Consider the following 15485-nt stretch of genomic DNA (forward strand, 5'->3'; position numbering starts at 1 on the left):
AGCCCCTGGATGGTCGTGGGAAAAGCGCGTTCACCAGCGGTAGGCGACGCGCGTGTAGAGATACCGTCCGCTGTAGCCGAACGGCGAGTAATCGGGATAAGGCCAGGTGCCGCCGACGGCCCCGTCGCTTCCGGTCTTGTACTTCTGCGGGTAGACATTGGTGAGGTTGTCGACGCCTGCCGTGAAGGTCCAGCCGTGGACCGCGTAGCTGGTGGACAGGTCGAGCAACCACCGTGCGGGAAAGACCTGGTCGAAACCGGGGTTGCCGACCGGGTCCTGGTTGACCGTGAACTGGCCGTAGCGTGTCAGCGCCGCATGCACGCTCCAGTCGCGAATGCCGTAGTCGGCACCGAAGGCGATCTTGTCGCGCGGCGCACCGTTGGTGATGTAGCCCTGCGCGATGTGCCCCACACGCACCAGTTCCAGCCCGCTCTCGGCAAGCGTCGCGGGGTTGGGTGCCACCGAGAGGATCGACGTGTGGTTGCGGTTGTAGGCGGCCGTGAGCTGGAGTTTGCCTGCGTCTCCGAAATCGAGGCGGTAGCCGCCGCTGAGATCGACGCCGCGTGTGCGCGTCTTCAGGGCATTGGTGAAGTAACTGCCGCCCTGGATGTTGGCGAAGCCCTGGCTTTGCAGGTACGCCTGCACGTCCTCGCCGACCAGGTTCTCCGAGGGAACGATGCGATTGCCGATCGTGATCTGGTACAGGTCGAGCGACAGCGTCCAGGCGCCGGGCGCGTATACGGCGCCGAGGGTGTAGTTATGTGATTTCTCGGGCTTGAGCGGTTCCGCGCCAAGCGCGCGGGCGACCGGATCGCTCACCGCGAAATTGCGGATCTGCGTCGGCACGCCGCCGATGACATTGGTCGACGTGGTCGTGTAGTACTGCTGCGGCAGCGATGGTGCGCGGAAGCCCGTCGCCGCCGTGCCACGCAGCGCGAAGCTGTCGGTGAAGTCGTAACGCGCCGACAACGTGCCCGATGTGGTGTTGCCGAAGTCGCTGTAATCCTCGTGGCGGATCGCCAGCGAACCGCTCAGCTTGTCGGTGATCTGGTTTTCCAGGCTGATGTACTCGGCGACGTCGTGACGGCTGTGGCGCCCCGCGTCCCCTGGCGTGAACCCGGGAAAGCCCTGCGACCCCGTGCCGAAATACGACGACGGATCGCCGGCTTCGATCTCGTACTGCTGGTGCAGGTACTCGATGCCGAAAGCGAGGATCAACGGGTTGGTCAGCCAACCCACGTCGAGATCGCGGGCCACGTCGACATCGAACGCCTTCTGCGTGGCGATCAGGCGCCCGGCGTTGAAACGGGTAGGGCTCGCCGCGCCGAGGTCGACGTTGAGCGTATGCGTGGGATCGATGCTGACCCGATCGCGTCCGTAGTTGCCGCTGATGTCCCAGCGCCAACCGCTCGCGGTGGTGCCGCGCACGCCGGCGACCACGGCGCTGTCGATCGAGCGCACGTCGTTGAGGGGAAGGTAGCCGTTCGGGTAGATCGATGGCACGTTACGCGCGCTGTCGTACGTGCGGAACAGGGCGGGCGACGTGCCCTCGCGGCTGCTGGTGCTGGCGAAGGCGTAGAAGTCCACGTTCGAGGCCAGCGCGTACTGGACGTTGAGCAGGGCCTGGTGGTTGCTGATGTCCGGCTCGCCGATGCGCTGCGTCCGCTGGCCGTAAACGGGCGACGACGGATCGCGGTAGTCGCGTCCGCCGCGGTTGGTCGCATCCGCATGGCCCTGGACGAGGCTCAGGCGTGCCCAGCCCTTGTCCCCGCCGAGCGGAACGCCGAGGCTGGCTTCGCCCTGCCATTGCTTGCCGTCACCCGCGCTGTAGCGTCCGGCCGTGATGCTCGCTTCATTGGTCCCGGCACCGGCGGCTCCCTTGAGTACGATGTTGATCACGCCCGCGATCGCGTCCGAGCCGTACTGGGCCGAGGCACCGTCGCGCAGCACCTCGATGTGGTCGATGGCCGAGATCGGGATCGAGTTGAGGTCGGCGGGCGCGGAGCCGCGGCCGAGCGCCCCCTGCAAGTTGAGCAGCGCGCTGGTGTGCCAGCGCTTGCCGTTGACCAGGACGAGTGTCTCGTCGGGCGACAGGCCGCGCAGCGCGGCCGGGCGCACGATACCCGAGCCGTCGTTGCCCGGGGCACGCGGGAAGTTGAGCGAAGGGGTGAGCCGCGATAGCACGGCGCCTAGCTGGGTGTCGCCGAACGATTGCAAGTCCTGCGACGTGACCACGTCGATCGGTGACAACGAACTGCTTTGGCTGCGATTGACGGAGCGGGTGCCGGTGACGACCACTGTCTGCAATTTGGTGGCGTCCTCGGCCTTATCGGTGTCCTCGGCGCGGGTGACGGGGCCATACAGGCTGGCGGCGAAAAGGACGGACAGCGACAAGCGCGCGGGTAGGGCATGCCTCATGAACGGATTCCTGGATGGTGCGGGCAGCGGTACGACACGCGGCAGGGAGCCGCGCGTGGCGCAGGGGGGATGGGGGAGGTGTTTCTATCCGCCCGTCAGGCGGAGGGGCGCAGGTGCGCCGGAGGGATCAGGCAGGACAACAGCAACACGCACCGATCGTGGAGACGATCGGATGGCGCGTGTTGGTCGTGGGCTGCATGATCATGGCGGTTCTACTCCGGAGTACGACCAGATGTCTGGGCGTTTAGAAGTCCGAATGGGAAATCCATGCTGGTGCAGGAACGTGCGGTTGTCAACTACCCGCGAGGAGGTGGGTAGGACGTTCTGGGTGGATTCCGCTCGCGGGACGCTCACGCGAGCGGGTGTCCTTTGCCTGGATCAGTGGGAAATTCTCTTCCATCCGGTAAGTGGAATATCGCCGTTGGGCCGCGGCGGAAGCTTGTAGCTCAGCATGTCGCCGCTCAGTTCATAGCTGCGCACCTGGGTCGTCCCCTCCCAGTTCGGATACGTCGCCCCCTCGATGTGGAACGTGAGCGTTCGCTTCACGGGATCGGCGTCGACCGTTCCAAAGTGAGAACTCGTTCCCAGTGTGGCCGATCGGAATTCATCCGGTGTCCCCGCGTTCTTGTCGTTGGCGGCAAACCTGGGCCGGGAACTGTTGAAGATAAACAGCGAATAGTGACCCGTGCGATCGATCTGCAGCATGCCCTTCGGGGCATCGCCGTAGTCATGTGTTCGCGTTCCATCCGGATGTTGAACGTCGGCGAAGGCGAGTGTCCAGGTGCCTTCGATGGGGCCGACCGCGTTCGTCTTGCCGGGCTCCGAGGCCGTGACTGTACGGATCGGGAGCAGGGCCAGAAGGGCGAATAGAAGCGTCTTCGAGGGTTTCATGACGGGATTTCCTGCCGATGTGCGGCGCAGTTTAGTGCGCTACCATTCATTTAGAACATATATGAATTCGCGTTTCAGTCATTAAAAAATGAAATGGATAAGCCATGAAAGCCCTCGACCTCGATGCCGTCAAAGCCTTCGTCCTGACCGCTGAGTTGCAGAGCTTCACTCGCGCCGCCGATGCACTGAACAGCACGCAGTCGGCGATCAGCCTGAAGTTGCGCCGGCTGGAAGACCAGCTGGGTCGACGACTGCTGGAGCGAACGCCGCGCCAGGTGAGGTTGTCCGCCGAGGGAGCCGCGTTCATGGAGGCCGCTCGTGAGTTGGTCGGTGCGCACGAACGCGCCATCGCGTCGTTTGACGTGAAGCAGCGGCGACTTGTCATCGGCGTCAGCCATCAGTTGGTGGGCAGCGAATTGCCTGGCTTGTTGCTCTGGATGAACGAGCACGATCCCCATCTGGTGATCGAATTGCGCGTAGCCGGCTCGAACGAAGTACTCAAGGCCTACGACGATGGCGTGCTGGATGCCGCGCTGGTGTTGCAGCCGGAAGATCGCCGTCGCCATGGTGAAGTGCTGTTTGCGGAATCGTTCGCGTGGATAGCCGCTCCGCACTGGCAACCGCGCCCAGGTCAACCGCTCCCGCTGTCGACCCAGGGCGAAACATGCAGCATCCGCGCGGCAGCGGTCCGTGCGCTGGATAATGCCGGTATCGCCTGGACGGAAGTGTTCATCGGCAAGGGTGCTGCCGTGGTGGGGGCCGCGGCCACGATCGGCTTGGCGGTCGCCGTATTGCCGAGGCGTGCCGCACCGTCCGGCACCATCGATATCGGCCAAGCGCTTTCATTGCCGCCGCTACCCACGCATGAGGTGGTGCTGTATTCGGCGTTGCATGACAGTCGGTCGCGCAGTGCGCTGCATACGCTGGGGATGGCGTTCAAGAATCTGTCCAAGGCGGGTTAGTCACTTGGATGTAACTTGACGCGATTTTTACGGCTCGACGCTCTGCTCGACCGAGAGAATTTACGGCGGGCTGGCAGATACTGGTCCCGTTTCCACTGCTGAGTTTCTCGATGTCGATTCTGTTGCTTGTCGCTCCGATTCATCCCCCAGGAACGGAGGCGGTCGCCGATGACGCGTTGATGGGTTTATGGGACCGCGCGCAAGCGCAAGGGGAAGACCTGGTTTGGCGGGCGTGCGCCGACATCGAGCAGGTGACCGATTGCCTGGCCGGCCAGGAGGCTGGTTCGGTGGACCTGGTCCTCCTGGACGTCGACGCGGATGCGATACCCGAGGGACAGGTGGCTCCGTTACGCCGCGCGCTCGACGCGTTGAGCGTGCCGTTGATCGAGATCCACGCCGATAGCCGCGCCGGCGACCTGGCGACGATCTCCCCGGCTCATCCGTCCCTGGTGAGTGTCACCACACCGGGTAATCCCGCCGCCGGGTACGAGATGGCGCTTTCGATCGGGCTTCGCTACCTGGCGCGGAACCGGCAGATGGCGGCGTAGCTGATCACAGGACCTGACTTAGCCAGCAGGCCTTAGCAAACCAGCGATCGCGACCCATCAGTCGAACTTGACCAAGTCCTTGAAGATCAGTTGACTCCAGCTGTTTCCGCGCGCCTGCACAAGCAGGCCACCTTCCGAAAGCCCACCAAGTTTGATCGGCGAGAAACCGAGGTTTTCCGCCAGCGCAGCGATCTCGGCTGCTGCACCGTCATCGTCGCTCGCCAGGAACACGACTCTTCTCCCACCATGTACGGCTGGATCTTGGGCAAGGACGGCGGCGCCCAGATGATTGAAGCCCTTGACCAGTCTTCCACCAGTGAAAGCCTGTGCGACGAACTTGGAAGAAGGCTGTCCTCCGAGTTCCTCGGGTGGCACGCCGTAGGCATTGGTCACATCGACGATGGTCTTCCCCTGCCATTTGGGCAGCGCTTTTGCGACATCCTGGTGCGCCTCGAAACGAACGGCCAAGAAGACAATGTCCGCCTCGACCGCTTCCGACAGCTTCTTGGGAATGATCGTCGGCCCGATCGCGGCCGCATCGGCCGCGAAGCTTTTGGGATCGCGCGTGGTTGCAACGGATACGTCGATGCCGTTACGGGCAAACGCCTTGGCAAGAGCCTGGCCGATCTTGCCGAAGCCGATAATTGCGTAGCTCATATGGTTTCCCTTGGTTTAGCACGCCCGGCGGACTCCAGATGTCGAGCGGAGTGTCCGGCCGGGCGTCGCACGTCAGAGTTGCGCCAGGCCGCCGTCGACGGCGACCTCGCTGGCGGTCATGAAGCTGCTGTCCGATGACGCGAGAAACGCGGCCACCGCGCCGATCTCCGCTGGATCGGCCATGCGTTGCAGCGGAGTCATCGAGGCGAAGACTTTCTGGCCCTCCTCGCCCAGCGCTTCCTTCGCGAGGTCGGTCGCCGTCGCTCCGGGCGACAGCACGTTGACCCGTATGCCGGTGCCCTTGAGGTCTTCCGCCCAGGTCCGCGCGAGGTTGCGCACAGCCGCCTTGCTCGCACTGTAGGCGCTCATGCCCGGCGCGCCCGTGGTGCCGGCACTCGATCCGGTCAGGATGATCGAACCTCCCTCGCCCATCAGCGGCAGCGCCTTCTGGACCGTGAAGATCGTGCCCTTCACGTTGGTGTCGAAGGTTTCATCGATGTGCTCGGCGGTGATCTTGCCCAGCGGAAGCTGGCTCCCCGCCCCGGCATTGGCGACGACGATGTCGAGGGTTCCGCGCTCGGCCTTCACCGCCGCGTAGAGTCGGTCGAGATCGGCAAGGTCGGAGACCGAGCCCATGACCGCGCGGGCGTTGGGCCCGAGATCGGCCACGGCCGCGTCGAGCGCTTCCTGCCGGCGGCCGAAGATGAAGACGAAGGCGCCTTCTTCGATGAAGCGCTTTGCCGCGGCGCGGCCGATGCCTGTAGCGCCGCCGGTGATCACGGCGGTCTTTCCTTTCAGTCGGGTCATGAGGTGCATCCTTCATTGGGTGTCTGGGGAAGCAGGGAACTGCTTGCTTGAGACAAAAGATGCAGGCCTGATAACCTGACGACAAGTATGCACTTTTTGGTAAGTATCAAAATGACGACGCCTTCGGAAATCTGCGACACCGGCTGCGGGCTCAACGCCACGCTTCGCATCCTCTCGGGGAAGTGGAAGCCGCTGGCTCTGTTTTTCCTGCGCGACGGCCCGAAGCGCTACGGCGAACTCAAGCGGCTGATCCAGGGCGTCAGCGACAAGGTGCTGATCCAGCAATTGAAGGATCTGGAGGCCGACCAGGTGCTGGTGCGCACCGACTACAAGGAAGTACCACCACGGGTGGATTACGCGCTGACTCCGCTCGGTCGTAGCCTGGCCGAGGCGATCGTTCCGTTGTGCACCTGGGGAACCGAGAATGCGGCGGAAATGGCGCGTATCTTCGCCAAGCAGGATGCTTTGCCATGACCAGGCCCCCATCGAGTTGATGTCGGTGACCAGGTCGGTCGTGGCGCCAGGTGTCGCGCAGCTGGTGGCCGAAGGCAAGATCAAGTCATTCGACCGACCGTTGGCGGATTTCCATCCGGAATGGCACCAGGGTCGAAAGAAGAACATCACCATTCGCATGCGGATGAACCACACATCCGGCATGCAAAACGTCGCGAATACCACCATTGAAATCTATCCCTCGCCCGACGCCATCCAGCTCGCGCTTGCGGCAGAGCTTGTCAGCAACCCGGGCACGGACCCCAACTACAACAATAAGGCCGTGAACCTGCTTGCCGGCATTATAGAGAAGGCATCGGGCAAACCGATGGACGTCTTTTTCCGCGACGGCTTGTTCAAATCCATGGATATCAGTCCCGGCCCTTGGGAGAAGGATAAAGCAGGTCATCCTTATGGCATGGCCGGACTACCACTCACGGCGGCCGATCTCGGCAAGATTGGCCAGCTGATGCTGGACAAGGGCCAGTGGCACGGGAAGCAGCTATTGCCCGTGAACGTCGTGGACGCCTTGGGTCAACCACAGGCCCATGCCGCCATGGGGCTGCTCTGGTGGATCGACCCCGCCTATCGTCACTTCGATTACGATCCCGCCGCGCCCGATGTGTTGCGCAAGAGGGGCGTGCCGGAAGCCACCACCCTCGTGCTGCAGGAAGGCTTCCCTCGGTAGTCGATGTTGACGACACGTTTGTTCCCGCTCGCAGCCTCGGACCATAGAACACGATCTAGAAAAGGGCGGCTGAACGATGCAGCAAGCCGCAATAACCTCAGCCCCCTTTTCTGTCAGGCCGAAGCCCATGAAATCTGAGAAAGATCTAGATTAGGTGTAGTTGCTTCTATGTATCGGCAGCACAATTCCCTTAGTCGCATGCTGGCTTTCAAGGCAATCGAGGATATGAGTGCATGTGGCGCTTATTGCACGGTATCTGATTAAGAGCTCAGGTGACCTGCGGGCAGTCCCCGCGTCGAGAGCACTCTCGCGCCCGTGAGCAACCGCATTTCTACGTTCGACGAGCTCGTCGACATAAAGACGGAACGAAGGATCTGGAACCGGCGGTTGATCAATCGCTAGACAACTAAAAAGCACCTCGATCTTTTCAATCCATACATTTTGAAGATACAAGCCGAAAACATGAGTATTAATAGTCTGCGGGTTGCTATGACTCTGGAGGTCGATAAGCTTCACTCTTCCCGACCAGCGTTTTTTCTCTCCTACGTTTTTCAAGGATGCGAAACTCGGATCAAGCGCAACGCTATAGAAGCGTGGATGCATGTGTTCTGGCGAGATGCTCATCGACTGAGCGTGCGTTAAGAAAGTTTCGACTGCTTTGGTGACCGTGAACTCAAGCGCTGAGTAGAGATGAACAAAGAACAGTCCACGCAGAATCTTGGCCTCAGGCGGATCAATAAGAGGAGGGAGGGCCTCTCGGTCCTTCACCTGATCAAGTAGCTGAAGAACCTCCGACAGGCGCGCTGTAACCTCAGATCGAACGGCCGTAAGCATATGTCATTTGACCAGATGGTCGCGGACATACTCTATTCGAGTGACTACGGCCTTCTTGGAATTTGTGGCTCCTGTTGTGACAGATCTCAGCGTGGTGTCGTCGAGCAGTGTGGGAAGTGCAGATCGGCGAAAAGATTTTCCGCTCTCGATTGCAAGCGCGGTGCCAACGGATATGCCTTCGAACAAGTTCACCGGTGTGACGCCACGGTTACCTCGAACGATCCCATTGGGTAGGTTCTTCTTGAGCGTGGCAAATGTAGCCTTAAACAGATCGCTCTGTGCGGTAGTGAGCCTGCGTAGTGCACTTTTCTCCATGTATTCGTTTAGGAAGTCCTTTACGCTGTGGTCGAACTTTCTGTAGCTGTCTAGAAATGCAAAGAAGCGAAGTACAAACTCCTCTGCAGTGCCATTCTTAGCGTCGCCTGGCTTCAGCCGCACTACTGCATTGAAGTCACTGTTTTCGGACAAGTGCTTGAGATCATCATTAAAGGGACCTCGAAACACGCAGTTTCGAATTTCTTGGTTAGTTAAAGACACTCCGCCAGTGTTCAGTCTCTCGAACAAGTCGAAGCGAACGCTAAGATCGCTCTTGTCGTTCAGGACCGTAACTCGCATAGGCCGGGTTGAAAACATCAACTGTACTGACTTTGGAAGCGCCTCAAGATTCCCGCCATTCAGAGCTGAAAGTTTTTCAAGCTCTTCGATTACAAGCGGGCGAGTTTTCTTTACCTTTGCCAATAGCTTTGGTGTGCCAAGGAAGTGAGCAAGCGTCCCTAGTCGCTGGACACCATCGACGATCTCCCATGTTGCGTCGCTGTTTGTTGCCATGAAAAGGCTGGGAACGGGTATTCCGAGGAGAACCGACTCGATGAGCTGGGATTCACGAGCCTCGTCCCAAATGAATTGACGCTGGTATTCAGGGGGGACTTCGATTTCGCCGCCCTCGAACATGTCAAGGAGTTGGCGCACGCTCAGATCGTAGCTATCAAAGGACACCAAGCGCCGTTCAGCATCGAGCTGTTGCTGAAGCGTAGGCGACTGATCGCCTTGAGATTTCTTGACTGCCATGGTCTTTCCCTTTTCCAGGCTGTCGCCGCACGGCGATCAGCATTTTGGTTGTTCCCTACATTATGGTGGAACAGAGCAAGAAGTGGGCCAACCCCGTTCCTACCGTTCCGTAGGAAATCATCGAGTGGCTGCCCATCGGCCGACGGCGCGACCGCCGCCGATCAGACGGCCCTAAACACCGCATCTGAAGGGCTACGACTGTTGCAGAGAATCGATGTTCAGCTAACCGCAACTGTACGCTGCCGTCAGCGGCGTGCTGCCGCTCGCAGGCAAAACAACGCGGTTTGGAACTATATGTTGTAGTGATTGAAGGGCTCTATCTTGTCATTCCGGACAATTCTAAGTCTTGGCTAGCAATATGCGCCCCTTAGCGGCGTGCGGATGAGGCCGTCAGGAGTTAAAACTGGTGCCATGATTCGTCGACCGTCGCTGACGCGCGGCAGGCGACAGTCGAGCTCGTGATGTTTCAATGTGACTTGCCACTGATAGGTGCCGTGAACGGCGCAGATGGCTGCACCAAACTATGCCCGTCTGTTCACAACTACGGGAATCCTTCCCATTGCCCCCGCCCGCCTAACTCCCTACATTGGTGCAATGCATGCACCCAACCAGGCGGAACTGCTGACCCTGCTGTCCACCGGCCTAGCCATCGTAGGCTCGGACGGTCGCGTCCAGTGGCTCAACCCGGCTCTCGGCGAGGTCCTGGACGTGGGCCCGAGAACCGCCGTAGGCCAGGAACTAACCGCCCTGATGCGCGAGCCCGGCCTCGCCTCGCAACTCACCCGCACCCTCTCCGAACGCCGCGCCTTCAACCTTCGCGGTGTCACCTTCGGCGTGGCGCGGGGCCGCGAGGTCACCGCCGACCTGACCATGCAGCCGATCGACGAGGACCGGATCCTGGTCGAGGTTCACGCCCTCGCTCCCGACCTGACCCCGGGCGGCACGCCCCTCTCGGCAACCCTGCGCGGCTTCGCCCATGAGGTGAAGAACCCCCTCGCGGGCTTGCGAGGCGCCGCCCAACTGCTCGAACGCCGTGTGGTGGAGGACGACCTGCGCCAACTCGCCAGCATGGTGATCGGCGAAGCCGACCGGCTGGCGGCGCTCGCCGACGGGTTGCTGCGCCATCGCGGCGCCGCGCGAATCGGCCCGGTGAACGTGCACGAGTTACTCGAACGGCTCGAAGGCCTCGTCGGCGCCGAAGCGGATGCCCCGCGTCTTCGCCACGACTACGACCCCAGCTTGCCGGATAGCCTCGGCGATACCGACCGCCTGCTGCAGGTACTGCTCAACCTGACCCGCAACGCAGGGGAAGCCGGCGCGGAGACGATCACGCTGCGCACGCGCGTGGAACATGGCGCGCGCCTGGGCGAGCGGACGGTGCGCGCGGCCTTGCGTGTCGACGTGGTCGACGACGGTCGCGGCGTGCCGGACGAGTTGCGCGATTCACTCTTCCAGCCCCTCGTGTCGGGACGACCGGACGGCACGGGCCTTGGCCTCGCGCTCTCGCGCGAAATCGCCCTCGAACACGGCGGCGACCTGCGCTACACCAGCCGTCCCGGCGAGACGGTCTTCTCGCTGTACCTTCCGATGGAGCGGCCGCATGACTGAAATCTGGATCGCCGACGACGACCGTGGCGTGCGCTTCGTGCTCGCCGAAGCCTTGCGCGACGCCGGGCACACCGTGCGCGAATTCAGTGCCGGCGACGCGGTGCGCGCGGCGCTGGCCGAGGGCAAGCCGGGCCTGCTGGTCACCGACGTGCGCATGCCGGGCGAAGATGGCCTGCGCCTGCTCGAAGACCTCACCCGGCGCAACATCGGTCCGGTGATCGTGATGAGCGCCTATACCGACGTGGCGACGACGGCCGCGGCGTACCGTGCAGGCGCGGCAGACTATCTCGCCAAGCCCTTCGACCTCGACCGCGCGGTCGAAGCGGTGGAGCGCACGCTGGCCATCGCGCACGAGGAAGTGATCGTGCCGGTGCCAAGCGGGAATGCGCATGCCTTGATGGGCGAAAGCCCGGCGATGCGCGAGGTGTTCCGCCTGATCGGCCGCGTGGCGGCGAGCGACCTCAACGTATTGATCACCGGCGAAACGGGCACGGGCAAGGAACTGGTGGCGCGTGCGCTACACGAGGAAAGCGCGCGGCGCGGCAAGCCCTACGTGGCCTTGAACACGGCGGCCATCCCGGCCGAACTCCTGGAGAGCGAACTGTTCGGTCATGAGGCCGGCGCCTTCACGGGGGCGACGCGCCGTCACGCCGGCCGCTTCGAGCAGGCCGATGGCGGCACCTTGTTCCTCGACGAGATCGGCGACATGCCGTTGGCCTTGCAGACGCGGTTGTTGCGCGTCCTGGCGGGTGGCGAGTTCTACCGCGTCGGCGGACGCGAGTTGATGCACGGCAACGTGCGCATCATCGCGGCCACGCATCAGGACCTGGAGGCGCGCGTCGCCGCCGGTCTCTTCCGTGCGGACCTGAAACATCGTCTCGACGTGGTGCGCATCGCCTTGCCGTCGTTGCGCCAGCGGCGCGGCGACATCCCTCTGCTGGCGCGGCATTTCCTCGCGCAGGCCTCGGCGGAGTTGAAGCTTCCGCCGAAGCGTTTCTCGCGTGGCGCCATGAAGCTGATCGAGCAGCGCGATTACCCGGGCAACGTGCGCGAACTGGAGAATCTTTGCCGGAGACTCGCGGTGATCGCCCCGGGTCCGGAAATCCAGGCGGGCGATCTCGGCGGACTGCCCGCGCGCGAAACGCGCAGCGCGGAGTGGACGGATGCCTTGCGCATCTGGGCACAGGATGCGCTGGCGCAGGGCGAGGTGGACGTGCATGCGCGCGCGCGCGACGCCCTGGACAAGACCTTGCTGCAAGTGGCGCTGATCGCCAACGATGGCCACCGGCAACATGCGGCGGCGGCGCTTGGCGTCGGCCGCAACACCCTTACACGCAAACTCGGTGCGTCGCGCAAGCGCCGTCCTTCGAACGGATAACCCCATGACCCTCGAAATTCGCCGTGCCTCGCCGGACGACGCCGACGCCATCGCCCGTTGGAACATCGCCATGGCGTGGGAAACGGAGGAGAAGCGCCTCGATCCCGAGACCATCGGCCGTGGCGTGCGGGCGGTGTTCGATGAGCCGCGGCGGGGGTTTTACCTGATTGCCGAACTGGACGGCGTCGCCGTGGGCTGCCTGCTCGTCACCTATGAGTGGAGCGACTGGCGGTGTGGCGATTTCTGGTGGGTGCAGAGTGTCTACGTGGCGCCCGAGGCGCGGCGCGCCGGGGTGTTCCGCGGGATGTACGCGCATGTGAAGGCGATGGCCGAGGGCGCGGGTGCGGTCGGGCTTCGGTTGTACGTGGAACTGGAGAACGAACGGGCGCAGGCGACGTATGCGGGGTTGGGAATGGAGCGTTGTCATTACTTCATGTATGAGGCGGCGCTGGGGGCTTGAGGTAGTGCCGCATGTATGACGCGGCGCTGGGGCCTTGAATCGCCGACAGGGTCGGCTCCCACCAGAGCCGCTCCGCCCGCCACGGCACGCAAGCCTTTGTGGGAGCCGCTTCAGCGGCGATGCCCCTCAATCCACAGGCACGCGTGGATCGCCCGTATCCACGGCCGAGATGCGCTCCTCGAAATCGCGCACCGTCATCGCCTTGCCGAACAGGAAGCCCTGCATCTGCGAGCAGCCGACCGAGTCGAGGAAGCTGGCCTGTTCCATGCTCTCCACGCCCTCGGCGAGCACCTGTTTGTTCATGCCCTTGCCCATGGTGACGATCGCGCTCACGATGGCGGCGCTGTCGTTGTCCCAGGCGACATCGCGGATGAAGGCGCGGTCGATCTTCAGCGTGTCGATCGGGAAATGCTTCAGGTAGGACAGGCTGCAATAGCCCGTGCCGAAATCGTCCAGGCTCAACGAGACACCCAGCGACTTGATCTTGCGTAGCAGGTCGGCGATGTGGTCGCCACCTTCCATTACCGTGCGCTCCGTCAGTTCCAACTCCAGCAGCGTGGGATGCAGGCCGGTTTCCGTGAGGATGCCGCGCAGGGATTCGAAGAAGCGCGTGTGCTGGAACTGCAAAGCGGAGACATTCACGGATACCGACAGGGGGCGGTACAGGCGCGTCCATGTTTCGGCCTGGCCGCATGCCTCGCGCAGCGCCCATTCACCGATGGGAACGATCAGGCCGCAGTCTTCGGCCACCGGGATGAACTGTTCCGGCGTATAGACATCCTCGCCGTCCACCTGCCAACGCAACAGCGCCTCCGCGCCGACGATCGTGCCGAGGCCGACATCGACCTTGGGCTGGTAGTAGAGGCTGAGTTCGTTCCGCGCCAGCGCCTTGCGCAGCTCCACCTCGATGCGCACGCGCGCGCTGTTGCGCTCGTTCATGCGCGGATTGAAGAAGCGGTAGCCGTTGCGGCCTTGCATCTTCGCCTCGTACATCGCGGTGTCGGCGTTGCGCAGGAGCGACTCGGCGTCGATCGCGTCGTCGGGGTACACGCTGATGCCGATGCTGAAACTGATCGTCAACGCGGAGGTGTTCACGCCGACGGCCTGGCTGCAGGCGGCCAGCACCTTTTCCGCCACGGCGCTCGCATCGGAGGGACCTTCGATTTGCGGCAGCAGCACCACGAATTCGTCGCCGCCCAGGCGGCTCACGGTGTCGTCGGTGCGCACGGAGGCGCGGATGCGCCGGGCGATCTCCTGGAGCAGGACATCGCCCGCGGCGTGGCCCATCGTGTCGTTGATCTGCTTGAAGTGGTCTACATCGACGAAGAGCAGCGCGGCGCGCTGGTGGCGCCGTGCCGCCACGGTCACGGCGAACTCCATGCGCGAGGTGAGGAGGGCGCGGTTGGGCAGACCGGTGAGGGTGTCGTGGTGGGCGAGGTGGGCCATCTTCAGCGCGAGCGCGCGGGTCTCGCTCACGTCATGGAACACCACCACGCCACCGATGACGTTACCGGCGTGGTCGTGGATCGGGGCGGCGGAATCCTCGATGGGGCTGTCGAAGCCGTTGCGATGAACCAGGATCGCATCGGTGGTGAGCCCGACGATGCTGTTCTTGTCCACCGCCATGATCAGCGGGTTGGGTATCGGCCGCCGGGTGAGGGGGTCGCGCAGCTGGAAGATGTCGTCCATCGGCCGGCCCACGGCTTCGTGGCTGGACCATCCGGTCATCGCCTCGGCGATGGGATTGAGCGAGGTGACGACCAGGTTCGGGTCGGTGGTGATCACCGCGTCGCCGATCGATTTCAGCGTGACCTCGGCCAGCTCGCGTTCGCGGAACAGGGCTTCCTCGAAGGCCTTGCGCTCGCTGATGTCCTGCACTTGCGAGATGAAGTACAGCGCCTCGCCATGCTCGTCGCGCACGAGGGACACGCTGAGTTGCGCATGCACGACGTGTCCGTCGCGATGCAGGTAGCGCTTCTCCATGTGGTACGACAGGCTCTCGCCCGCGAGCAGCTTCCCGACCAGCGCGAGATCGGCGGCGAGGTCGTCGGGATGGGTGAGCTCCTGGAACGAGCGCGTCATCAGCTCGTCTTCGTCGTAGCCCAGCATGTCGCACAGCGCGTCGTTCACCTGCAACCAGCGCCCGTCGGGAAGTACCAGCGCCATGCCGATGGCGGCGTAGCGGAACGCCTGGAAAAAGCGCCGCTCGCTTTCCTTCAGCCGCGCCTCGAGTTCGCGACGGCTGGAGATGTCGGCAAGCAGGATGGCCACGCCACGCACCTTGCCCAGCGCGTCGATGTCGGGCGAGAAGGTGGCCTGGGCATGGCGGCTGCCATCCTCGTGGGCGATGGCGCGATCGGCCACGATGGGTGCCCCGGCGAGGGCCGCGCACAGGTCCGGTTCGATGCTTGCGTGGAGATCGGGCGAGATCAGTTCGTCGATGCGCCGGCCGACCACGTCGTCTTCCTGGATGTTCATCCAGGCGAGGTAGGCGGGGCTGGCATAGCGGTAGCACCGGGATGTATCGACGTAGGCGATCATCGCCGGCGCGCGTTCCAGCAGGTACGCGGACCAGTCCGAGGGTGAAGCGTTCGCGGGAAGGGCGGAAGCAGGCATGCGGTCGCCGTCAGGACGTCGACCCACTCTAATCCGTCACCCTGGCCCGCGTATATCG

Annotated in this window: 14 protein-coding genes; 7 read left to right on the plus strand and 7 right to left on the minus strand. The window is 63.1% G+C overall.

Annotated features, from left to right (window positions below; genetic code table 11):
* Window positions 1-30: 30 nt before the first annotated feature.
* Together ACR9Y6_RS15980 and ACR9Y6_RS15985 are read right to left on the minus strand one after the other, a co-directional pair.
* Entirely contained in the window at window positions 31-2418 is a 2388-nt protein-coding gene (locus ACR9Y6_RS15980) for a TonB-dependent receptor (RefSeq protein ID WP_481282181.1), read from the minus strand.
* Between the two features lie 378 nt (window positions 2419-2796).
* Window positions 2797-3309 carry a lipocalin-like domain-containing protein gene (locus tag ACR9Y6_RS15985; RefSeq protein ID WP_481282182.1) on the minus strand — a complete coding sequence of 171 codons (513 nt, stop codon included), beginning with the start codon at window positions 3307-3309 and terminating at the stop codon, window positions 2797-2799.
* Between the two features lie 104 nt (window positions 3310-3413).
* Between ACR9Y6_RS15985 and ACR9Y6_RS15990 the strand changes: the two genes are divergently transcribed.
* Together ACR9Y6_RS15990 and ACR9Y6_RS15995 are read left to right on the plus strand one after the other, a co-directional pair.
* Window positions 3414-4271: a LysR family transcriptional regulator gene (locus ACR9Y6_RS15990; protein WP_481282183.1), complete on the plus strand. Its 858-nt coding sequence runs from the start codon at window positions 3414-3416 to the stop codon at window positions 4269-4271.
* 179 nt (window positions 4272-4450) lie between these two features.
* Window positions 4451-4819, plus strand: a complete 369-nt coding sequence (locus tag ACR9Y6_RS15995; RefSeq protein WP_481282184.1) for a hypothetical protein — start codon at window positions 4451-4453, stop codon at window positions 4817-4819.
* Window positions 4820-4876: 57 nt separating this feature from the next.
* Here the strand turns inward: ACR9Y6_RS15995 and ACR9Y6_RS16000 are convergent, their stop codons facing one another.
* Window positions 4877-5476, minus strand: a complete 600-nt coding sequence (locus tag ACR9Y6_RS16000) for an NADPH-dependent F420 reductase (RefSeq protein WP_481282185.1) — start codon at window positions 5474-5476, stop codon at window positions 4877-4879.
* Between the two features lie 72 nt (window positions 5477-5548).
* Window positions 5549-6283, minus strand: coding sequence for an SDR family NAD(P)-dependent oxidoreductase (locus tag ACR9Y6_RS16005; RefSeq protein WP_481282186.1), 735 nt, complete (start codon window positions 6281-6283; stop codon window positions 5549-5551).
* Window positions 6284-6394: 111 nt separating this feature from the next.
* Here ACR9Y6_RS16005 and ACR9Y6_RS16010 point away from each other — a divergent pair, with 111 nt between their 5' ends.
* Window positions 6395-6757: a winged helix-turn-helix transcriptional regulator gene (locus tag ACR9Y6_RS16010; RefSeq protein ID WP_481282187.1), complete on the plus strand. Its 363-nt coding sequence runs from the start codon at window positions 6395-6397 to the stop codon at window positions 6755-6757.
* Window positions 6758-6776: 19 nt separating this feature from the next.
* Window positions 6777-7463 carry a serine hydrolase domain-containing protein gene (locus tag ACR9Y6_RS16015; protein ID WP_481282188.1) on the plus strand — a complete coding sequence of 229 codons (687 nt, stop codon included), beginning with the start codon at window positions 6777-6779 and terminating at the stop codon, window positions 7461-7463.
* A 150-nt stretch (window positions 7464-7613) separates the two neighbouring features.
* Here ACR9Y6_RS16015 and ACR9Y6_RS16020 read toward each other — a convergent pair whose 3' ends face one another.
* Window positions 7614-8297: an MAE_28990/MAE_18760 family HEPN-like nuclease gene (locus ACR9Y6_RS16020; RefSeq protein ID WP_481282189.1), complete on the minus strand. Its 684-nt coding sequence runs from the start codon at window positions 8295-8297 to the stop codon at window positions 7614-7616.
* Between the two features lie 3 nt (window positions 8298-8300).
* Window positions 8301-9365 (minus strand): GmrSD restriction endonuclease domain-containing protein, encoded by a 1065-nt coding sequence (locus ACR9Y6_RS16025; protein WP_481282190.1) that lies wholly within the window; start codon window positions 9363-9365, stop codon window positions 8301-8303.
* 594 nt (window positions 9366-9959) lie between these two features.
* Between ACR9Y6_RS16025 and ACR9Y6_RS16030 the strand changes: the two genes are divergently transcribed.
* Genes ACR9Y6_RS16030 through ACR9Y6_RS16040 form a run of 3 tightly spaced genes read left to right on the plus strand, consistent with a single transcriptional unit; the run spans window position 9960 to window position 12811 of the window.
* Window positions 9960-10973, plus strand: a complete 1014-nt coding sequence (locus ACR9Y6_RS16030) for a two-component system sensor histidine kinase NtrB (RefSeq protein ID WP_481282191.1) — start codon at window positions 9960-9962, stop codon at window positions 10971-10973.
* The gene (gene ntrC, locus ACR9Y6_RS16035) at window positions 10966-12351 is read left to right on the plus strand and encodes a nitrogen regulation protein NR(I) (protein ID WP_448099212.1); all 1386 of its coding nucleotides are present in this window, start codon (window positions 10966-10968) and stop codon (window positions 12349-12351) included. The genes ACR9Y6_RS16030 and ntrC overlap by 8 nt, the downstream gene beginning before the upstream one ends.
* 4 nt (window positions 12352-12355) lie before the next feature.
* Window positions 12356-12811 carry an N-acetyltransferase family protein gene (locus ACR9Y6_RS16040; protein ID WP_481282192.1) on the plus strand — a complete coding sequence of 152 codons (456 nt, stop codon included), beginning with the start codon at window positions 12356-12358 and terminating at the stop codon, window positions 12809-12811.
* Between the two features lie 126 nt (window positions 12812-12937).
* Here ACR9Y6_RS16040 and ACR9Y6_RS16045 read toward each other — a convergent pair whose 3' ends face one another.
* Entirely contained in the window at window positions 12938-15427 is a 2490-nt protein-coding gene (locus ACR9Y6_RS16045) for a sensor domain-containing protein (protein ID WP_481282193.1), read from the minus strand.
* Between the last annotated feature and the right edge of the window lie 58 nt (window positions 15428-15485).

Source organism: Luteibacter sp. TLI7-4A (assembly GCF_056754745.1).